Source organism: Pseudooceanicola nanhaiensis (assembly GCF_020171315.1).
GTDB classification, from domain to species: Bacteria; Pseudomonadota; Alphaproteobacteria; order Rhodobacterales; family Rhodobacteraceae; genus Pseudooceanicola; species Pseudooceanicola nanhaiensis_A.
On record NZ_JAIUZP010000004.1, the window covers coordinates 240,616 to 259,898 of the forward strand.

A 19,283-nucleotide genomic window follows, 5' to 3' on the forward strand; every position below is an offset into this window, starting at 1 on the left:
AAGGGAACTTTGTTTTGGCGGGGCGGTGGTTCGTTGGTGGCGCAGGTCCTCCGCGCCATTCCTCCGCCGCGGGAAGCCCCGCTGGTGGCGCTGTCTTCTCCCAACCCTGCGCAATGCTCCGAAGGCAGGGAGGCATGCTAAGCTCCAAGGCCTCACCGTCACCCCCTACCCTCAAGGAATGTCCCGACCGGCCGAGAGGCCGGGCAGCGCCGACCCGCCCCCCTGGGGCGGCGCTATTGCGCCACCCCGCGGGTCGGCTGCTGCCCTTCGCGTTTCATGTCCAGCGTGTGGGTTTGAACGTGATCAGCGCACCAAACAAAAACACCCGGAAGCCTGCGCCTCCGGGTGCCGATCCGTCAGGGCCTCTGCCCCGGATCACTCGTATTTCGCGCCATGCTCCAGCATCTGCGGCAGGCCGATCACCTCGTTCAGCTCGTCGAAAACCGCCATCCGCTCCTTGAAGGGCGCGTTGCTTCCGTTCTCCTTGAGCGAGGCGTAATACGCCTGCCCCTGCCGCAGCATCGCCCGCGCCACGCCGCCCGGGAAGATCACCACCCGGAAGCCCCGGTCGTGCAGCTCCTGCGCCGAGCCCATGGGCGTCATGCCGCCCTCGACCATATTCGCCAGCAGCGGGATGCGCGCGGCGAAGGTCTTGGCGATCACCTCCATCTGCTCCAGCGAGCGCGGCGCCTCGATGAAGAGCACGTCGGCCCCGGCCTCCACGTACATCTCTGCCCGCTCCAGCGCGGCGTCGAAACCCTCGACGGCGATGGCATCGGTCCGGGCGATGATCTGGAAGCCCTCGGACTTCCGCGCGTCCACGGCGGCATGGATCTTGCCCACCATCTCGGCGGCGGGGATCAGCTTCTTGCCCGCGAGGTGCCCGCAGCGCTTGGGGAAGCTCTGGTCTTCCATCTGGATCGCCTGCGCGCCCGCGCGCTCGAAGCCGCGCACCGTGCGCTGCACGTTCAGCGCATTGCCGAAGCCGGTGTCCCCGTCCACGATCATCGGCAGGCCGACGCGGTCGGTGATCAGCTCCACGGTAGAGATCACCTCGGAGACGGAGACCAGCCCGATGTCGGGCCGCCCCAGCCGGGTGTAGGCGATCGAGGCACCGGAAAGGTAGAGGCAGTCAAAGCCCGCCTGCTCGGCCAGCAGCGCGGTAAAGGCGTCATAGACGCCGGGGGCCACGATGCCGCGGGCGGGATCGGCCAGAAGGGTCTTGAGAGAGGTCATCGGTCTGCTCCGGTCGCGGTGTCCTTGGTGGTCCAGATTTGCGCCGCCTTCGTCTGGCTGCGGTCGTATTCCATCTCGTGTTCGTAGGTGTCGGGCCGGTAGAGCCCGTTGATGTATTCCACCACTGCCCCGGCATCGTCGAAGACGAGGCGGCGGACGGAAAGCAGCGCCTCGCCCGGCTCGATCCGCAGCAGATGCGCCACCTCGGGCGTGGCCAGCTTGGCGGTGATCGCCTGCCGGGCCGAGGCGATGGGATGACCCGCGCGCTCGATCAGGCGCAGGAGCGGCGTGCACTGCATCTCCTCCGGCGTGAAACTGCGCCCGATGGGCTCGGGCAGCCATGTGGTCAGGTGGCTGAAGGGCACGCCCTCGTGGCTGCGCACCCGGACGGCGCGCTGCATCACGGTGCCATGGGGCACCTGCATCGCGTCGCAGACCTGCGGCGGGGCGATGACATAGGTCAGGTCGATCAGCTCCACGTCGGTCTGAAGGCCAAGCGCGATCAGGTTCTCGATATTGCCCGAAAGGCTGGCCCCCACGGGCGAGGGACGGCTGTCGCGCCGGGCAAAGGTGCCGCGCCCGCGCTGCCGTTCGACCCGGCCCTCCTGCGCCAGACGGTCCATCGCCTTGCGGATCGTGATCCGCGAGACCTCGAATCGATCCGCAAGCGCCAGCTCCCCCGCCATGGGTTCCACGTCGGTATAAACCCCGTCTTCGATCTCCTGCCTCAGAATCAGGTAGACGCGGTGGTGCTTGGGCCAGAGGCTTTCCTCGCCCGAGGCGGCGCCCCCAAAGGAAGCGGACCCCGTCACGACGTTGCCCGAAGGCCGGTTACGCGGCTGTTCTGCCATGGCTCTTCCTCAGATTTCCTCCCGTTGACGGCGATTGTTAACCGGAAGTTGATCAGCGTCCAACCCCAAATGTATTATTGACATGACATTAAGACTTGATAGCTTTCAGGCCATGCGGGCCACGGGGTCCGTCCCGGAATTGGCCGGATATGGGAGGATACCATGCTGAAATTCACCGGCGCATCGCGCCGCCGCTTCATCTGCACCGCCGCCGCATCGCTGGGCCTTGCCGGCGTCACGCTGACCGGCGCACAGGCCGCCGACGCCTGGCCCGAGGACCCGATCACCATCGTGGTGCCCTTCAAGGCAGGCGGCTCGGCCGACCGGATGGCCCGCACCCTGTCGGAGCCGCTCTCCGAAGAGCTCGGCGTGCCCGTGGTGGTGGAGAACCGGCCCGGCGGCGCAGGCGGCCTCGGCGCGACCTATGTCGCCCGCCAGTCCAAGCCCGATGGCAACACGCTGCTGCTGATGCAGGCGACGCCCTACCTCGCCAACGCGATCCTCGTGGGCGGCGCCCCGGTGAAATGGGAGGACTTCAAGTTCCTCAACGCCCAGTGGAACGACTACGCCATCGTCGCCGTCCACAACGACAGCCCCTACGAGACCTTCGACCAGTTGGTCGAGGCGATGAAGGAGCCCGGCAAGGTCTCCTCGGGGATCATCTACGGCAACGGCGGCCACCTGCAGACCCTCGTCGCGATGGAGGCCCTCGACATTCCCGCCGACAACGTGCGCTTCGTCACCTATGACGGCGGTGCCCCGCTGCGCACGGCCCTTGCCGGCAACCAGGTCGACTTCGAGGTCATCGCGGCCCGCGGTGCCGCCTCGATCATGGACAGCCTGCGCGTCCTCGCCGTGGTCAACGACAACGATCCCGACGGGCTCGGCGCACCGCTGCTGAACGACGCACTGGTCTCTCTCGGGGCCGAGGCGCAGCCGATCATCGGCGGCAACATCACCGGCCTGCTGATCCCCGCCGCCTTCGAGAGCGAGTATCCCGACCGCTATTCCAAGCTGGTCGCGGCCTATGAAACGGTGGTGACCTCGGACGCCTACAAGGACGCCGCGAAACAGGCCGGCCTCGGCGCGGACTGGGTCGGCCCCGAGGCCAGCCAGAAGATGGTCGACGACGCCTATACCGCGCTCGAAGCGCTCAGCGACGTGGTGAACTGAGGCCGCCCGAAAGCGCCGCCACATGTGACGACCAAGGGTGGGGCCCCGCGGGCCCTGCCCCACCCTCCACCGCTGGACGCACGACATGACTGACGCCACCTCCACCCCTCCGGTCGCCCCCGAAACGCAAGGCGGTCCGACCCAGAGCGATCCTGCGCCGCGCCGCAACTGGGGCGCCCTCGTCTTCGCCCTCGTCCTCGCCGCCGCCCTCGCCTTCTATGCCTGGAGCGTGATGGGCGTGGCCCGCGGCCTGACGGATTACCTGCTGATCCTGCCCGCCGCGGTGATCGGCGTGGCCGCCGCCCTCTGGGCCGGGATCGCCGATCTGGCCCCGCTCAAGGGTCTGGCCCAGATCACCCGCCGCCCGCTGCGCGAAGAGACCAAGGGCATCGCCCTGCTGGTGCTCACCGGGGTCTATGCCTGCCTGCTGCCCTGGATCGGCTTCGACGTGGGCACCGCTGTCTTCATCGCCCTCGCCCTGATCATCCAGGGCGAACGCAGCTTGTGGAAGCTGGCCCTGGCCGCCGTGCCCGGTGCCGCGCTGATGACATGGATTTTCACGGACCTGCTGATGGTCCGCCTGCCGGTGCTGCTCTTCTGAGCCGCGTCGGATGACCACTATCGGGACACGACCCAGATGATCGACCTTTCCGCCTTCTCCGCCGCCCTTTCCCTGCTGGGCAGCGATCCGCTGGCCTGGCTTGTGGTGATCCCCGGCCTGTTCATCGGGCTGGTCTTCGGGGCGATCCCGGGGCTTTCCATCTCCATCGCCATGGCGGTCTTCCTGCCCGCCACGCTTTACATGGACTTCCTGCCCGCGATCCTCTTCCTGACCGCGATCTTCACCGGCGGCGGCTTCGGCGGCGCGGTGCCCGCGATCCTGATGAACATCCCCGGCACCTCCTCCGCCGTGGCGACCGCCTTCGACGGCTACCCGATGTCGAAGAAGGGCCAGCACGGCGAGGCGCTCGGCGCGGGGCTCGTGGCCTCGGCCGTGGGCACGCTCTTCGGCTACATCCTGTTGATGTTCATCGTCTCGCCGGTGGCCACATGGGTGCTGATGCTGGGCCCGACCGAGATGCTGATCGTCGCGATCTGGGGCCTGCTGCTGATCGCGGTGCTGAACGACAGTTCCATCGCCAAGGGCCTTGCCGCAGGCATCCTCGGCATCCTGATCAGCACCATCGGCTATTCGGACACCGGGCTGATGCGCGGCACCTTCGGCTCGATGTACCTGCTCGATGGCATTCCCGCGATCCCGGCGCTGATCGGCCTCTTCGCCGCTTCCGAGCTGATCAACATGGCGGGCCGCGACTACCTGATCGCCGACCGCGAGATGCGCAAGATGAAGCTGAAGCCGATCCTCAAGGGCGCGGGCGACACGATGCGCGGCTGGCCGCAGGTGCTGCGCGGCTCGGCCATCGGGACGCTGATCGGGATCATCCCCGGCGTGGGCGCCTCAGTCGCCAACCTCGCCTCCTACGCCGCCACCAAGCGGCTATCCAAGGAGCCCGAGACCTTCGGCAAGGGCAACCGCGAGGGCGTCGTCGCCTCCGAGGCCGCCAACTCCTCCTCCGAGGGCGGCGGCATGGTCACCCTGCTGGCGCTCGGCCTGCCGGGCGGCGCGGGCACCGCGATCCTACTAGGCGCCTTCGCCATGCATGACGTCACCGGCGGCCCCCGCTTCATCTCCGAGAACACGGATATCGTCTATGCGCTGATCCTCGGGAACATCGCGCAGGCGATCCTGCTGCTGGGGGTCGGGCTGGTCTTCGTCTTCCTCGCCTCCTCGATCGTGAAGATCCGCCTCAGCTACCTGATCCCCTACGTGCTCTCGGTCTCGATGATGGGCACCTATGCGATCACCGGCTCCATCGTCGGGCCGCTGACCGTGGCGGGCGCGGGCGCGCTCGGCTGGATCATGCGGCGCTACGGCTACCCGGTGACGGCCACCGTGGTGGGCCTGCTGATCGGCCCCATGGCCGAGGGCGAGCTGACCCGCTCGTGGCAGATTTCCGGCGGCGACCCGGCCTTCATCCTGACCCGCCCGATCACCATGGTGATGCTGGTGCTGCTGATCCTCATGCTGCTGGCGGTCCTCGTCGGCAAGCGGATGAGCCGTCAGACCGCCCCCGTCATCGCCGAATAAGGAGAGCCCGGATGTCCCCTCACCACACGGCCCCCCGCACCGCCATCGCCAAGATCTGGGACAGGCACCGCGTCCTGACGCAGGACGGCACCGATCTGCTCTATATCGACCGGCATTACCTGCACGAGGGCTCGCACCACGCCTTCGCCCGCCTGCGCGAGACCGGCCGCGAGCTGCGCCACCCGGAGCTGACCTTCGGCGTGGCGGATCATTACGCCCCCTCCAGCCCGCTGCGGGCGACAGAGACGACGGCCACGATGATCGACCGGCTGAAACGCAACGCCAGCGACTTCGGCATCGACAGCTTCGGCATCGGCGATCCCCGGCGCGGGATCGTCCATGTGGCGATGCCGGAACAGGGCCTCACCCTGCCCGGCGTGACCGTGGTCTGCGGCGACAGCCACACCGCGACCCATGGCGCCTTCGGGGCCTTCGCCTTCGGCATCGGCGCCTCCGAGGTGGCCCATGTGATGGCGACCCAGACGCTCTGGCAAAAGCCCGTGCCCGTCATGCGCATCCGCGTCACCGGCCGCCTGCCCGCAGGCACCACGGCCAAGGACCTAGCCCTTGCGATCATCTGGAAGATCGGCACCGGCGGTGCGACGGGTCATGCGGTGGAATACGACGGCGCGGCCATTGCCGCGCTTTCGATGGAAGAGCGCATGACGCTCTGCAACATGACCATCGAAATGGGCGCACGCTCGGGCTTCGTGCCGCCGGACGAGACGACCTTCGACTGGCTCAAGGGCCGCCCCATGGCGCCCGCGGGCGACGACTGGGAGGCGGCGGTGGCCGAGTGGCGCGGGCTGACCGCCGACCCGGGCGCCGTCTATGACCGCGAGGTCGAACTGGACGCCGCCGAGGTCGCCCCGATGGTCACATGGGGCACAAGCCCCGAGCAGGTCGCCCCCGTCGATGGCGCGATCCCCGCGGACGCCAACGGCGACTCGCTGGGCTACATGGGGCTGGAGGCCGGCGCGCCGATCACCGGTATCACCGTGGACCGCGCCTTCATCGGCAGTTGCACCAACGGGCGGCTCTCGGACCTCAAGGCCGCTGCCGCGGTGCTGGCGGGGCGCAGCCTTGCCGTGCCGCTGCTGGTCTCGCCCGGCTCCGACGACGTGGCCCGGCAGGCCGAAGAGCTTGGCATCGCGGATATCTTCCGCGCGGCCGGGGCCGAGTGGGGTGCGAGCGGCTGTTCGCTCTGCGTCGGCATGAACGGCGATCTGGTGGCTTCGGGCGAACGCTGCGCCTCGACCTCGAACCGCAACTTCCGTGGCCGTCAGGGCCCCGGCGCCCGCACCCACCTGATGAGCCCGCAGATGGTGGCCGCCGCCGCCGTCACCGGACGGATCAGCGATGCCCGCGCGCTGCTGGCAGAGGAGACCAAGGCGTGAAACCGATCAAGACCCTCTCTGGCCCCGCCGCCGCCCTGCCCCGCGCCAACGTCGACACCGATCAGATCATCCCGGCCCGTTTCATGAGCCGCTCGCGCACGGATGGCTACGGCGACCAGTGCTTCCACGACATGCGCTTTGATCAGGACGGCGCGGCCAAGGCCGACTTCCCCCTCAACGCCCTGCCCGAGGGGCCGACGGTGCTGGTGGCGGATGACAACTTCGGCTGCGGCTCCTCCCGCGAGGCGGCGGTCTATGCGCTGCTGGATTACGGCGTCAGCGCCGTCATCGCCCCGAGTTTCGCGGATATCTTCCGCTCGAACTCGGGCAAGAACGGCCTGCTGACCATCGCCCTGCCGCCCGCCACGGTGCAGGCGCTGCTGGCGAAACTGGCCGAGGCACCGGGCACGCCCGCGCAGGTCGACCTGCCCGCGCAGCGCGTCACCATCGGCAACGAGGTCTTTGCCTTCGAGATCGACCCGCGGCTGAAGCACCGGCTGGAAAACGGGCTCGACGATCTCTCGGCCACCTTGCAGGACGCCGACCGGATCGCGGCGTTCGAGGCGTCCTATTTCGGCGCCCGCCCGTGGATCAGGCCCCGCAAGGCAGGCTGATCCTGCCCAACAGCACCACTCGCAAGAATCGAAAGGGGCGGCCATGGCCGCCCCTTTTGCCGTCTTACCGTTCGCCGCGCCGGTAGGGCTGCATCAGCGCCTGCGGCACCCGTGCCCGCCGCGCCATCAGGATCAGCGCGAGGATCGACAGCAGGTAGGGCAGCATCAGGAACAGCTGGTAGGGCACGCCGTCCACCACGGTCTGAAGCCGCAGCTGGAAGGCATCGAAGAAGGCAAAGAGCAGCGCGCCCAGCAGGGCCCGGCCCGGCTTCCAGCTGGCAAAGACCACCAGCGCCACGCAGATCCAGCCCCGCCCCTGTACCATCGTGGGGAAGAAGCTGTTGAAGGCCGCCAGCGTCAGGAAGGCCCCGCCCATGGCCATCAGCGCCGAGCCCGCCATGATCGTGACAATCCGCAGGCGCACCGGGTCGATCCCCTGTGCATCCACCGCATGGGGGTTCTCGCCGGTCATGCGCAGCGCCAGCCCCAGCGGCGTGCGGTAGAGCCCCCAGGCCAGCAGCGCCACCAGCACAAGCGCAAGGTAGGTCGGCGGCGTCTGGGTGAAGAGCACGGGCCCGACGAAGGGTATGTCCGACAGCACGGGCACCGCCAGCGGGCGGAACGGCTCCACCGTGGGCGGCGAGGAGGACGTCGGCACCGCGAGGCGGAAGAGGTAATAGGAAAACGACGAGGCGAAGAGCGTGATGCCAAGCCCGGTGACATGCTGGCTCAACCCCAGCGGCACGGTCATCAGCGCATGCAGCAGGCCGAACATCGCCCCGGCGGCAGCGGCCACGAGCATGCCGGTCCAGAGGTCCGCACCGTTGTAGACGCTCAGCCAGCCGACCATGGCGCCGAAGGTCATGATCCCCTCGATCCCGAGGTTCAGAACGCCGACCCGTTCGCACAGCAGCACGCCAAGGGTGCCGAAGATCAGCGGCGTGGCAATGCGCAGCACCGCCTCCCACATGCCGACCGAGGAGAGGATATCGAATAGAACGCTCATCTGCGGATCCGGTACTGGGTGAGGAAGATCGCCACCAGCATGGTCAGCAGCGACAGGGCGACGGTGACATCGGCGATATAGGACGGGATCGAGAGCGCGCGGCTCATGCTGTCCGCGCCCACGAACATCACGGCCGAGAAGAGCGCGGCCCCGATCACCCCGATGGGGTTCAGGTTGGCCAGCATCGCGATGATGATGCCGGAATAGCCATAACTGGGCGAGAGATCGGTGGTGACATAGCCCTTCACCCCCATGACCTCGATCGCGCCCGCAAGCCCCGCCATCCCGCCGGAAAGGCAGGCCACCGCGATCAGCGTCCGCCCCAGCGGCACGCCGGCAAAGGCCGCGGCGCGCGGGTTCAGCCCCGCCGCCCGCGCCCGCATCCCGAAGACAGTGCGCGATTGCAGCCACCAGGTGAAGACCGCCGCCGCCACCGCGATCAGCAGGCCAAGGTGCAGCCGGGTCCGCGCCATCAGCTGCGGCAGCACCGCGCTGTCGGGCACCGGCACCGATTGCGGCCAGCCGAAGGCCAGCGGGTCCTTCATCGGCCCCTCGATCATCAGCGAGACGAAAAGCACGGCGACGAAGTTCAGAAGCAGCGTCGTCACCACCTCGTCCACGCCGAATTTCAGCCGCAGCCCCAGCGGCACCAGCAGCAGCACCATCCCCGCCACGGCCCCCACGGCAAGGCAGAGCAGGATCGCCACCGGCGCGGGCAGCGCGACAAGCGCCGGGATCATGCCGAAGCCCGCCACCGCAAGCGCCCCCATGTAAAGCTGCCCCTCGCCGCCGATGTTCCAGAGCCGCGCGCGGAAGGCCACGGCGGCGGCCAGCCCGGTCAGGATCAGCGGCGTGGCCCGCGTCAGCGTTTCCGAGATGCCAAGGCGGGAGCCGAAGGCCCCCTTGAGGATCAGCCCGTAGGCCCGCAGCGGGTTGGCCCCGGCGAGCGCGATCAGCCCGCCCGCCACCAGCAGCGCCACGAGGATCGCGCCCACCGGCGCCAGCAGGGTCAGGGCCCGCGAGGGATGGTCGCGGCGTTCAAAGCGCATGGGAGGCCTCCGCTTCCAGTGCAGCCGCCGCGCTCCAGTCGCCGGCCATCATCAGCCCGAGGGTCTGGGCATCGGCCTTCTCCACCGGGATCGCGGGCGACAGCCGCCCGTTCACGATGGCGCGGATACGGTCCGACAGGCCGATCACCTCTTCGAGGTCCTCCGAGATCAGCAGCACCCCGGCCCCGCGCCCGCGCGCCTCCAGCAGGCGTTCATGGACACCCGCGATGGCGCCCTCGTCCAGCCCCCGGCTCGGCTGGGCCGCGACAAGGATATCCGGCCCGGCGTTCAGCACCCGGCCAAGGATCAGCTTTTGCATGTTCCCGCCCGACAGCAGCCGGATACGCCCCTCCACCGTGGCACCGCGCACGTCGTAATCGCGGATGATCGCCTCGGTCGCGGCGCGGGCGGCGGCGCGTTTCACCATGCCCCGGCGCGAGAACTCGGGCGACCAGATGCGCTCCAGCACCGTGTTCTCCCATGTGGTCATGTCCCCGATGGAGCCCTCCGCATTGCGGTCCTCGGGGATGCGCCCGATGCCCGCCGCGATCGCATGGGGCACGTCATGGCGCGCGGGCGTCTGCCCGTCGATCAGCAGGCTGCCGCTGTCGGGCGCATGCAGCCCCGAGACCAGTCCCGCCAGTGTCGTCTGCCCGTTGCCGGAAACGCCGATGATCCCCAGTGTCTCGCCCGCGTGCAGGCGGAAGCTGACGCCCTTGAGCGAGGCCCCGCCCCGGCCGCCCACGTGGACGTCCACCGCCTCCAGCAGCACCCGACCGGGGGTCGAGGGCGGCCGCGCCGGGCGTTTCACCTCGCGCCCGACCATGAGGGAGGCCAGTTCCTCCTTCGAGGTCTGGGAGGTCTTCCGCTCTGCCACCACCCGGCCCCGGCGCAGCACCACGACCCGGTCCGAGGCCGACATGACCTCATGCAGCTTGTGGGAGATGAAGATGAGCGAGAGCCCCTTCTGCGCCATCTCCCGCAGGGTGGAGAAGAGCCCCTCTGCCTCCTGCGCGGTCAGCACGGCGGTGGGCTCGTCAAGGATCAGGATACGGGCATCGTTGTAGAGCGCCTTGAGGATCTCGACCCGCTGGCATTCGCCCACCGAGAGGTCCGAGACGCGGGCGTCCGGGTCCACCTTCAGGCCGAACTTCTCCGACAGCGCGATCAGCCGCGCGCGGCCCCCCGCCCGGTCCGAGCGGAACTTCCACAGCGGTTCGGTCCCGGTCATGACGTTTTCCAGAACCGTCAGGTTGGGGGCGAGCGCGAAATGCTGGTGCACCATGCCGACGCCCGCGCGGATCGCGGCCCGCGGCTTGCCCGGCGGCAGTTCCTGCCCCTCCACCCGCACATGGCCCTCGTCGGCGGTGTACTGGCCAAAGAGGATCGACATCAGCGTGGTCTTGCCCGCGCCGTTCTCCCCCAGAAGCGAGACGATCTCGCCCCGGTCGAGGTGGAGCGAAACGTCTTCATTCGCCGTCACCGGGCCAAAGCGCTTGGTGATCCGGTCGAGTTCCAGAACGCGGGTTGCAGTCGGCGAAGCGGGCGGGCTCATGCGGCACCTCCGAAAAGCGGGATCGGGTGGGTCCAGCCGCCCTCCAGCAGGCGGCCAAGGGCCAACAGGCGCAGGTCACCGCCCATGGGCGCGATCAGGTGGACCGGCAGCGGCAGCCCCTCGGCATCGGCCCCCACCGGCAGGGTCAGCGCAGGGGCGCCGGTGACATTGGCCATGGCCGTGAAGGGCGCGAAGGCGGCCATCCGGTCCAGCTGTGCCTGCGGGTCGTCGTGATCGGTGGGGAAGCTGCCAAGCGGCACCGGCGCGGAAGCCAGCATCGGCGTCAGCAGCACATCCACCCGGTCAAAGAGCCGCCACAGCAGGTGGGCCGCCGTCGCGATCCCCTCCTGCGCGCGGTAGAGATCGACGGCAGAGAGCGCCTGCCCCCGCGCCACGAAGGCGCGCGTCAGAGGTTCGAAAAGCGCAGGATCCAGCCCGGCCTGCACCAGCCCCGCGAGGTTGGCCGAGGCAATCCGGTCGAAGGCCCGGGCGCTGATCTTCATGATCTGGGCGAGGTCCGAGACGGGCACCTCCTCGATCCGGTGGCCCGCCTGCGCAAGCGTCCCGGCGGCGGCCTCGACGGCGGCGGCACGTTCCGGCGCGATGCCCTCGGTCCCGGTGACGAGGCCGATGGTCAGCGCCTTGCCCGTGGGCAGCTGCGCCGGGTCCGGCGCGGGGCCGCGGGCCTGCCCGGTCAGGCAGGGAAAGAGCGCCTGCGCATCGCGGATCGTGCGGGTCAGCGCGAATTCCGTGGCGATCCCGCCAAGATGGTTGCCAAAGCCCGGGCCCCCGGGAATGGCCCCGCGCGAGGGTTTCAGCCCCACGAGGCCGCAGCAGGCCGCCGGCACCCGGATCGAGCCCGCCGCATCCGTGGCGTGCGCCAGCGGCACGATCCCCGCCGCCACCGCCGCAGCCGCCCCGCCAGAAGAGCCACCCGCCGTGCGCGCCGGATCAAGCGGGTTGCGGCAGCGCGGCCCGACAGCCGGTTCGGAGGAAAGCGAGAGCCCGAATTCCGGCACCGTCGTTGCGCCGAAGGGCCGGAAGCCCGCCGCCCGGAACTTTTGTGCCAGATCGCTGTCAGAGGCGCCCTTCATCCGGGCGAGCGCCTTGGAGCCCGCCCGCATCGGGATGCCTGCGAAGGGCCCGCCGAGGTCCTTGACCAGCAGAGGCACGCCCGCGAAGGGGGCCGCGCCGATTTCTGCGCCGGTCTCAGCACCGGTCTCCACGCTCACCTCGGCCGGATCACTTTCGGCCAGCCAGCAGACTGCACCGAGGTTCGCCACCTCCGCCGCCCGGGCGCGGGCGCGCCGCATCGCCCCGGCCTTCGTGATCTCGCCAGCCGCGATGGCCTGCGCCAGTGCCGTGGCATCGGCGTAGCCGGCGCTGCGGGCCTCCGGCGCGTCGCTGAGCGTCTGTGTCATCCGCTGTCCCCCTCGCGCGTCGCGCGTTCCGTCCCGACGGTGATGCCGCCCCGGCTGCGCGCGGTCAATGCCGCGCCGCCATGAGCGCGCGAGACGCGAACGCCCTGCCCGGTGCCGGACAGGGCGCTGCACATCCCTTCGGGATCAGCCGCTTACGCGGGTTCGTCGAAGTTGCGCGGCACTTCGAACTCGCCCGCCTTGATGGCGGCGCGGACCTCTTCCATCTTGGCCACGGCCTCTGCCGGGGCCACGCCCTCGGTGAAGAGGATGTCGTTGCCGCCGTCCTTCATCAGGCTGAGCGGCGTGTAGTTCTTGCCGACCGGCATCCCGCCGGTGGCATCGGCCAGCGCCGCGTCGAGCAGCGGGCGGAAGGACCACATGGCATTGGCAAAAACCGTATCCGGGTAGCGCGGCGTGTAGTCGATGAGCGAGCCGATGGCCTTGATGCCCCGCTCCTGCGCCGCATCCGCCGTGCCGATCCGCTCGCCGAAGAGGATATCCGCCCCGGCGTCGATCTGGGCAAGGCCCGCCTCGCGCGCCTTGGGCGGATCGAAGAAGGTGCCGATGAAGCTGACGACATGTTTGCACTCGGGGTTCACCGCCTTCACGCCATCCGCGAAGCCGTTGATCAGCATGTTCACTTCCGGGATCGGGATCGCACCAACGGAGCCGACGGTGCCTGTCTTGGTCATGGCGCCGGCCAGCATCCCGCAGAGGTAGGCCGCTTCCCAGTTCCAAGTGCCGAAGACGCCGAAGTTGTCGCCTGCAGCCTCGCCGGAGGAGCCCATGAGGAAGGCGGTGTCGGGGTAGTCGCCCGCCACGGTGCGCGCCTCGCGCTCCACCGCGTAGGATTCGCCCACGATCAGGACGTTGCCTGCCTCGGCATATTCCCGCATGGCGCGCGGGTAATCGGTGCCCGAGACGCCCTCGGAGAAGGTGTATTCGATCGCCCCGTCCGCATCGGCGGCCACCATGGCCGCGTGCAGGACCGAGTTCCAGGCGTTCTCGACCGGCGAGGCATGGATGCCCGCCACTTTCACCGGGGCGCCCTGCGCGCGCAGGATCGAGGGCGCGAAGAGCGTCGTTGCGCCCAGCGCGGCGCCGGTGCCGAGCAGGCGGCGGCGGTTGAGGATCAGCTTGGTCATGTGAAATCTCCCGTGACTGTCAGTGGTATACCCCGGTTCTGGCCGGGTGTTCCTTGGCCGTCTGGCGGCGGTTCTGGCTTACGAGGCACGCGGCGCGCCCGCGCTGTCAAGCACGGGCCGCCACTGTCGAAGCAACCGGAGAGCCGCCAGAGAGCCAATGCCCTGAATTCGGGCAATTTCTGACCAATTGGTCAAGAGCGCTGTGGCACCCTACCCAGCGGACGTCCCGGCACCGGGTGCCGCGCCCCCCCCCCCAGCCCTCCGCGACGCCAGAGGCCCCGGCGCCTCCGCCCCGGCTCAGGAGGCGTGGCGCGGCGCATAGTCGGCGGGATCGACGCGCCCGGGACGGCCCGGCAGGTCGAGCGTCGTGACCTCCGGCGCGGTCTGCGCCACGACCTTGCCGCGGCGGATCACCTTCAGCCGGTTCGGGCGCAGGCGGATCGCCTCTGCCGGGTCCTTGGCCTGCAGCAGCACCATGTCCGCGTGGCAACCCACGTCGAGCCCATAGCCCTCCAGCCCCATGATCTTCGCCGAATTCACCGTGACGCAGTCAAAGAGCGCCCGCTTGTCGGCGCCCGATCCTAGCTGCGTCGCATGCAGCGCCATATGGGCCACGTCCAGCAGGTCGCCGGTGCCCATGGAATACCACGGGTCCAGCACGCAATCCTGCCCGAAGCCCACGGTGATGCCGGTGGCCAGCATCTCGGGGATGCGGGTCAGGCCGCGGCGCTTGGGATAGGTGTCGTGACGGCCCTGAAGCATCATGTTGATCAGCGGGTTCGGGATCGCGGCGACCTCGGCCTCGGCCATCAGGGGCAGCAGCTTCGAGACATAGTAATTGTCCATCGAATGCATCGAGGTCAGATGCGAGCCCGCGACGCGCCCCTGCAACCCGTGGCGTATCGTTTCCGCGGCCAGCGTCTCGATATGGCGCGAGAGGGGATCGTCGGTCTCGTCGCAATGCATGTCCACGCGCAGGCCCCGCTCGGCCGCCAGACGGCAGAGCGCCGCGACAGAGCGCGCGCCCTCCTCCATCGTGCGTTCGAAATGCGGGATGCCACCCACGATCTCGACCCCCATGTCGAGGGCACGGGTCAGCGCCGCCTCGGCCTCGGCACAGCGGTAGAAGCCATCCTGCGGGAAGGCCACCAGTTGCAGGTCGAGGTAGGGCGCCACGATCTCGCGCACCTCCAGCAGGGCCTCGACGGTGACGAGACGCGGGTCGGAGACATCGACGTGGCTGCGCACCGCCATCAGCCCCTTGGAGACGGCGAGGTCGCAATAGCGCACCGCGCGCTCCACCAGCGCCTCCTTCGTCAGCGTCGGGCGCAGCTCGCCCCAGAGGGCGATCCCCTCCAGCAGCGTGCCCGAGACGTTCATCCGCGGCAGCCCGAGGGACAGCGTCGCATCCATGTGAAAATGCGGGTCCACGAAGGGCGGCGAGACCAGCAGGCCGGCGGCGTCGATGACCTCGCCCGCCTCGGCGGTGATCCCGGCCTCCACGGCGGCGATCCGCCCCCCGGTGATGCCGATGTCGAGCCCGGTACGGCCGTCGGGAAGCGTGGCGTTGCGGATCAGCAGGTCAAACATCGGCGGGGTCCTTGTCTTGCGCCGTCCCTCGCGGGGACACAGGCCGAACCCTAGGGGCGGCGGCGGGCGGTGTCACCTCTGCCGCGACGGCGGGGGGCGGATTGGCCCCGGGGATGCCCGCGCCGTGGTCACCCGGCAATGCGGGCCGCCCTGCCCTCTGGTCAAATGCCGCCCGCACGCTAGGCTCCCTCCCATGTGTGGCCGTTTCGTAGACCCCAACCTGCGCGGAACCGAGTTCGAGCATTCCGAGCTGAGGATCGACCCGATCCCCCGTCGCTTCAACGTGAAGCCGACGCAGGACGTGCTGCTCTTCGCCAAGCCCGAGCTGGTGGCCTATTACGCGCGCTGGTGGCTGGTGCCCTCGTGGCACAAGGGCGAGCTGAAAGAGTGGAAGGCCACGACCTTCAACGCCCGCATCGAGGAAGCGGCGCAGAAGCCCACCTTTCGCGCGGTCTGGCGTCATGGCCGCTGCCTGATCCCGGCGGGGGCCTATTACGAATGGACCGGCGAGAAGGGCGCGAAGCAGCCCCATGTGTTCAGCGCGGCGGGCAACGAGGAGACGCTCTGGTTTGCGGGGCTCGCCTCGCGCTGGAACGAGCTGCTGACCTGCACGATCCTGACCCGCGCGGCCAATGCGGATGTGGAGGCGATCCACCACCGGATGCCGGTGATCCTGAACGCCGAAGAACGCGATGCCTGGCTGGGCGGGACGGATGAGACGGAGCTGCTGGGGGCCGAGGCCCGGCTGCGGCACCACCCGGTGGCGCGGTTCGGCATGAAGGACGACGGGCCGGAGCTGATCGAACCGGCTGAGTGAGGGGCCGGGGCTATTGGCCGCTTCCAGAGGAATGGACGCCCCTCCCCATCACGCGCCCACACAAACCCTCAAGCAATGTCCCGCAAACCTCAAGCAATGTCCCGCCCGGCCTTGGGCCGGGCAGCGCCGTCCCGCCCCTCTGGGGCGGCGCTGCCCTTCGTAGTCGACAGCCCAGGCTGCACAGCAGGGCTTCAAGACGTTCTCAAAGACCTTCACCCCTCCGCCAGTGCTGACAGGCTCCAAGCTGACGGCATTCCGCGGCACCCAGCCGTCAACCCCCCCCCTCAAATCTCCAGCATCAACCCCGTCTTCACCCGGTCCATCGACACCATCGTCCGGAACTTTTTCACGTTGCCCGACCCGAAGAACACCCGGCGCGTGAACTCCTCGTAAGCCGGCATCGAGGCGACGCAGACCACCAGCACGAAATCCGTCTCGCCGGTCACGTAATGGCACTGCTGCACCTCCGGCGCGTCGCGGAAACTGCGCTTGGCCGCGTCGATGGCATCCGGCGTCTCGCTCACCAGCTCCACCGTTACGATGATCGTCAGCGGCAGGCCCACCGCCTCGCCCGAGACCTGCGCCACGTTGGCCGCGATCACGCCTTCGGCCTCCATCCGGCGGATGCGACGCTGCACCGAGGGCGCCGAGAGGTTCACCGCCGCGCCGATCTCGCGCTGCGGCATCTGGTTGTTCTCCTGCAAAAGCCGCAGGATGGCACGGTCATATTCGTCGAGAGGCGTCATGGACATTCACCGCAGGGCATCGGGATGCAAGAAACTTGCACGATCCCCGCGGAAATTCAGCCCCTTTTTCGGGCGAGACGAAATATCCTTGCGACACCACCCGATTCAAGGAGCCTCGCGTGACCTACCTGCCCAACCGCCTGCCCGCCCATGGCCAGCCTCTCGATCCCCGCGACGCCGCGATTCTCGGCCCCGAGGGTGCCGCCCGGATCGCCCGCGTGCTGGCCCTGCGCGACAACGGCGGCGCCACGCCGCTGATCGCCCTGCCCGGCCTCGCGGCGGAGCTCGGCATCGGCGCGCTGCACCTCAAGGACGAGGGCCAGCGGCTGGGGCTCGGCTCCTTCAAGGCGCTCGGCGGGGCCTATGCGCTGATGATGCTGGTGCTGGAGGAGGCCTCCGCCCGGCTGGGCCGCGAGGTCGCGGTCGAAGAGCTCTTCTCGGACGCGGTGAAGGCCGTCGCCGCCACCATGACCTTCGCCTGCGCCACGGACGGCAACCACGGCCGCTCGGTCGCGCAGGGCGCGCAGCTCATGGGCGCGCGCTCGGTCATCTTCGTGCACGGCGGCGTCAGCCAGAACCGCGCCGACGCCATCGCCGCCTATGGCGCCGAGATCCGCTGGGTCGACGGCACCTATGACGAGAGCATCGTGGAAAGCGCCCGCGTCTCCGAGGCCGAGGGCTGGACCATCGTCTCCGACACCTCCTGGGACGATTACGAGGTGATCCCCGGCCTCGTCATGCAGGGTTACGTGGCGCTGATCGCCGAGTCGCTGGCGGCCCTCGACACGCCCCCGACCCATGTCTTCCTGCAGGCGGGCGTGGGCGGTTTCGCCGCCGCCGTGGCCGGGCACCTTGCCCTCGTGCTGGGGGAAGACCGTCCCTGCGCCATCGTGGCAGAGCCCGCCCGCGCCGCCTGCCTCTTCGAGAGCGCGAAACAGGGCCGCGTGGCCAAGGTGGGCGAGGATGAGCCCACCGTTATGGCGATGCTGGAATGCTATGAACCCTCGCCGCTGGCCTTCCGGGTGCTGGAACGCTGCGCCGATGGCTTCCTGACCGTGCCCGAGGAGGCCGCGACCGAGGTCATGCGCCGCCTTGCCGCCCCGGTGGCGGGCGACCCGGCGGTGGTGGCGGGCGAAAGCGGCGGCGCGGGGCTTGCGGGCCTCGTCACCCTGCTGCGCGACGCGGAAGGCGCGCAGGCTGCGGGCCTCGGGCCGCAGTCCCGCGTGCTGGTGATCAACACCGAGGGCGCGACCGATGCGGCGCTCTACGAGCGGATCGTCGGCAAGACCCCGGCGGAGGTGGCGGCATGACCCCGGCGCTCGACGGCACGCGCCTGATCGCCCGGCTGGAGGAGCTGGGCGCCACGGGCCGCGACGCGGAGGGCCGGCTGATGCGGCTTGCGGGCACCGATGCCGACCGCGCCGGGCGCGATCTCTTCTGCCGCTGGCTGGAGGAGGCCGGGCTGGAGATCCGCGTGGACCAGATCGGCAATATCATCGGGCTCTGGTCGCCCGAGGGTGCGACCGGCGCGCCGCTGGTCATGGGCTCGCATATCGACAGCGTCATCGACGCAGGGATCTACGACGGCTGCACCGGCGTGCTGGCCGGGCTCTCGGTCATCGAGGCGCTGAAGGCCGCCGCTACCCGCCCGGCGCGGCCCGTGGCGGTGGTGGCCTTCACCAACGAGGAAGGCGTGCGCTTCCACCCCGACATGCTGGGCAGCCTCGTGGCCTGCGGCGACATGTCGGTGGAAGAGGCCCGCGCGACCGTGGGCACCGACGGCGCGACGCTGGGGGCCGAACTGGCGCGCATCGGTTATGCCGGGGAGATCCCGCCCACGGCGCTCACGCCCCATGCCTACCTCGAACTCCACGTCGAACAAGGCCCGGTGCTGGAAGCCGAGGGGCTGCGCCTTGGCGCGGTGGAGAACCTGCAGGGTATCTCGTGGCAGAAGATCATCCTCACCGGCGCGGCCAACCACGCGGGCACCACGCCGATGCGCCTGCGCTTGGACGCGGGCGTGGCGGCGGCGCGGATCATGACCCACCTGCAGGAAGCCGCGCGCGGCTCAGATGGTGGCGTGGCCACGGTCGGTACGCTCTCGCTCTCCCCCGGTGCGATCAACGTGATCCCCGCGCGGGCCGAGATGACGGTGGACCTGCGCCACCCCGATGCCGAGACGCTGCGCGCGCTGGAGGCCGGGCTGGCCGCCCTGCTGGACGAGATCCGGGCCGAGGGCTTCACGGTCACCACCCAGAGCCTCGCCCGGTTCGAGCCGGTGGTCTTCGACCCCGCCATCGTCACCGCCATCGAGGCCGCCGCCGGGGCGCGTCAGCTCTCCTGCCGCCGGATGACCTCGGGCGCGGGCCATGACGCGCAGATGATGGCTCGGATCGCCCCAACGGCGATGATCTTCGTCCCCTCCAAGGGCGGGATCAGCCATTCGCCGCTGGAAGACACCGACCCCGCCGACATCGTGGCCGGGGCCGAGGTGCTGCTGGACGTGGCGCGGGGCCTGATCTCGTGAACCGCGA

The 19,283-nt window shown here is 69.6% G+C and carries 17 protein-coding genes; 8 read left to right on the forward strand and 9 right to left on the reverse strand.

Annotation, left to right across the window (positions count from 1 at the left end; genetic code table 11):
* Positions 1 to 375 precede the first annotated feature (375 nt).
* Both LCM32_RS06050 and LCM32_RS06055 read right to left on the reverse strand, forming a co-directional pair.
* Positions 376 to 1,236 (reverse strand): isocitrate lyase/PEP mutase family protein, encoded by an 861-nt coding sequence (locus LCM32_RS06050; protein WP_224820162.1) that lies wholly within the window; start codon positions 1,234 to 1,236, stop codon positions 376 to 378.
* Positions 1,233 to 2,087, reverse strand: coding sequence for a GntR family transcriptional regulator (locus LCM32_RS06055; RefSeq protein WP_224820163.1), 855 nt, complete (start codon positions 2,085 to 2,087; stop codon positions 1,233 to 1,235). The genes LCM32_RS06050 and LCM32_RS06055 overlap by 4 nt, the downstream gene beginning before the upstream one ends.
* Positions 2,088 to 2,249: 162 nt before the next feature.
* Here LCM32_RS06055 and LCM32_RS06060 point away from each other — a divergent pair, with 162 nt between their 5' ends.
* The 5 genes from LCM32_RS06060 to leuD all read left to right on the forward strand — a co-directional run bounded on the left by LCM32_RS06060 (position 2,250) and on the right by leuD (position 7,420).
* Positions 2,250 to 3,260: a Bug family tripartite tricarboxylate transporter substrate binding protein gene (locus tag LCM32_RS06060; RefSeq protein WP_224820164.1), complete on the forward strand. Its 1,011-nt coding sequence runs from the start codon at positions 2,250 to 2,252 to the stop codon at positions 3,258 to 3,260.
* An 85-nt stretch (positions 3,261 to 3,345) separates the two neighbouring features.
* Positions 3,346 to 3,861: a tripartite tricarboxylate transporter TctB family protein gene (locus LCM32_RS06065; RefSeq protein ID WP_224820165.1), complete on the forward strand. Its 516-nt coding sequence runs from the start codon at positions 3,346 to 3,348 to the stop codon at positions 3,859 to 3,861.
* A 36-nt stretch (positions 3,862 to 3,897) separates the two neighbouring features.
* The gene (locus tag LCM32_RS06070; protein WP_224820166.1) at positions 3,898 to 5,409 is read left to right on the forward strand and encodes a tripartite tricarboxylate transporter permease; all 1,512 of its coding nucleotides are present in this window, start codon (positions 3,898 to 3,900) and stop codon (positions 5,407 to 5,409) included.
* Positions 5,410 to 5,420: 11 nt separating this feature from the next.
* The gene (leuC, locus tag LCM32_RS06075) at positions 5,421 to 6,806 is read left to right on the forward strand and encodes a 3-isopropylmalate dehydratase large subunit (protein WP_224820167.1); all 1,386 of its coding nucleotides are present in this window, start codon (positions 5,421 to 5,423) and stop codon (positions 6,804 to 6,806) included.
* Complete coding sequence (leuD, locus tag LCM32_RS06080) at positions 6,803 to 7,420, forward strand: 3-isopropylmalate dehydratase small subunit (RefSeq protein WP_224820168.1); 618 nt, start codon at positions 6,803 to 6,805, stop codon at positions 7,418 to 7,420. The genes leuC and leuD overlap by 4 nt, the downstream gene beginning before the upstream one ends.
* A 64-nt stretch (positions 7,421 to 7,484) precedes the next feature.
* On the opposite strand, the gene LCM32_RS06085 is transcribed toward leuD, so the two are convergent.
* From LCM32_RS06085 to LCM32_RS06110, 6 genes are all read right to left on the reverse strand, one after another.
* Positions 7,485 to 8,426 (reverse strand): ABC transporter permease, encoded by a 942-nt coding sequence (locus tag LCM32_RS06085; protein WP_224820169.1) that lies wholly within the window; start codon positions 8,424 to 8,426, stop codon positions 7,485 to 7,487.
* Complete coding sequence (locus LCM32_RS06090) at positions 8,423 to 9,475, reverse strand: ABC transporter permease (RefSeq protein WP_224820170.1); 1,053 nt, start codon at positions 9,473 to 9,475, stop codon at positions 8,423 to 8,425. Before LCM32_RS06090 ends, LCM32_RS06085 begins: the two co-directional genes overlap by 4 nt.
* Entirely contained in the window at positions 9,465 to 11,030 is a 1,566-nt protein-coding gene (locus LCM32_RS06095; protein ID WP_224820171.1) for an ABC transporter ATP-binding protein, read from the reverse strand. Before LCM32_RS06095 ends, LCM32_RS06090 begins: the two co-directional genes overlap by 11 nt.
* Positions 11,027 to 12,451, reverse strand: a complete 1,425-nt coding sequence (locus LCM32_RS06100; protein ID WP_224820172.1) for an amidase — start codon at positions 12,449 to 12,451, stop codon at positions 11,027 to 11,029. The genes LCM32_RS06095 and LCM32_RS06100 overlap by 4 nt, the downstream gene beginning before the upstream one ends.
* Positions 12,452 to 12,603: 152 nt before the next feature.
* Positions 12,604 to 13,596, reverse strand: a complete 993-nt coding sequence (locus LCM32_RS06105) for a BMP family protein (RefSeq protein ID WP_224820173.1) — start codon at positions 13,594 to 13,596, stop codon at positions 12,604 to 12,606.
* Between the two features lie 297 nt (positions 13,597 to 13,893).
* The gene (locus tag LCM32_RS06110; protein ID WP_224820174.1) at positions 13,894 to 15,186 is read right to left on the reverse strand and encodes an amidohydrolase family protein; all 1,293 of its coding nucleotides are present in this window, start codon (positions 15,184 to 15,186) and stop codon (positions 13,894 to 13,896) included.
* Positions 15,187 to 15,379: 193 nt separating this feature from the next.
* Between LCM32_RS06110 and LCM32_RS06115 the strand changes: the two genes are divergently transcribed.
* A complete protein-coding gene (locus tag LCM32_RS06115; RefSeq protein ID WP_224820175.1) occupies positions 15,380 to 16,003 on the forward strand; it encodes an SOS response-associated peptidase in 624 nt (207 codons plus the stop codon).
* 284 nt (positions 16,004 to 16,287) lie between these two features.
* On the opposite strand, the gene LCM32_RS06120 is transcribed toward LCM32_RS06115, so the two are convergent.
* Positions 16,288 to 16,755 carry an Lrp/AsnC family transcriptional regulator gene (locus LCM32_RS06120; RefSeq protein WP_224820176.1) on the reverse strand — a complete coding sequence of 156 codons (468 nt, stop codon included), beginning with the start codon at positions 16,753 to 16,755 and terminating at the stop codon, positions 16,288 to 16,290.
* 113 nt (positions 16,756 to 16,868) lie between these two features.
* On the opposite strand from LCM32_RS06120, the gene LCM32_RS06125 reads away from it, so the two are divergent.
* Positions 16,869 to 18,059 carry a diaminopropionate ammonia-lyase gene (locus LCM32_RS06125; protein WP_224820177.1) on the forward strand — a complete coding sequence of 397 codons (1,191 nt, stop codon included), beginning with the start codon at positions 16,869 to 16,871 and terminating at the stop codon, positions 18,057 to 18,059.
* Positions 18,056 to 19,276 carry a Zn-dependent hydrolase gene (locus LCM32_RS06130; RefSeq protein WP_224820178.1) on the forward strand — a complete coding sequence of 407 codons (1,221 nt, stop codon included), beginning with the start codon at positions 18,056 to 18,058 and terminating at the stop codon, positions 19,274 to 19,276. The genes LCM32_RS06125 and LCM32_RS06130 overlap by 4 nt, the downstream gene beginning before the upstream one ends.
* Positions 19,277 to 19,283: the final 7 nt, after the last annotated feature.

What these genes read in the sequence shown, in the direction of transcription:
- LCM32_RS06050 (WP_224820162.1), bottom strand. Translation starts at nt 1,236, where the DNA reads ATGACCTCTCTCAAGACCCTTCTGGCCGATCCCGCCCGCGGCATCGTG.
- LCM32_RS06055 (WP_224820163.1), bottom strand. Translation starts at nt 2,087, where the DNA reads ATGGCAGAACAGCCGCGTAACCGGCCTTCGGGCAACGTCGTGACGGGG.
- LCM32_RS06060 (WP_224820164.1), top strand. Translation starts at nt 2,250, where the DNA reads ATGCTGAAATTCACCGGCGCATCGCGCCGCCGCTTCATCTGCACCGCC.
- LCM32_RS06065 (WP_224820165.1), top strand. Translation starts at nt 3,346, where the DNA reads ATGACTGACGCCACCTCCACCCCTCCGGTCGCCCCCGAAACGCAAGGC.
- LCM32_RS06070 (WP_224820166.1), top strand. Translation starts at nt 3,898, where the DNA reads ATGATCGACCTTTCCGCCTTCTCCGCCGCCCTTTCCCTGCTGGGCAGC.
- leuC (WP_224820167.1), top strand. Translation starts at nt 5,421, where the DNA reads ATGTCCCCTCACCACACGGCCCCCCGCACCGCCATCGCCAAGATCTGG.
- LCM32_RS06085 (WP_224820169.1), bottom strand. Translation starts at nt 8,426, where the DNA reads ATGAGCGTTCTATTCGATATCCTCTCCTCGGTCGGCATGTGGGAGGCG.
- LCM32_RS06090 (WP_224820170.1), bottom strand. Translation starts at nt 9,475, where the DNA reads ATGCGCTTTGAACGCCGCGACCATCCCTCGCGGGCCCTGACCCTGCTG.
- LCM32_RS06095 (WP_224820171.1), bottom strand. Translation starts at nt 11,030, where the DNA reads ATGAGCCCGCCCGCTTCGCCGACTGCAACCCGCGTTCTGGAACTCGAC.
- LCM32_RS06100 (WP_224820172.1), bottom strand. Translation starts at nt 12,451, where the DNA reads ATGACACAGACGCTCAGCGACGCGCCGGAGGCCCGCAGCGCCGGCTAC.
- LCM32_RS06105 (WP_224820173.1), bottom strand. Translation starts at nt 13,596, where the DNA reads ATGACCAAGCTGATCCTCAACCGCCGCCGCCTGCTCGGCACCGGCGCC.
- LCM32_RS06110 (WP_224820174.1), bottom strand. Translation starts at nt 15,186, where the DNA reads ATGTTTGACCTGCTGATCCGCAACGCCACGCTTCCCGACGGCCGTACC.
- LCM32_RS06115 (WP_224820175.1), top strand. Translation starts at nt 15,380, where the DNA reads ATGTGTGGCCGTTTCGTAGACCCCAACCTGCGCGGAACCGAGTTCGAG.
- LCM32_RS06120 (WP_224820176.1), bottom strand. Translation starts at nt 16,755, where the DNA reads ATGTCCATGACGCCTCTCGACGAATATGACCGTGCCATCCTGCGGCTT.
- LCM32_RS06130 (WP_224820178.1), top strand. Translation starts at nt 18,056, where the DNA reads ATGACCCCGGCGCTCGACGGCACGCGCCTGATCGCCCGGCTGGAGGAG.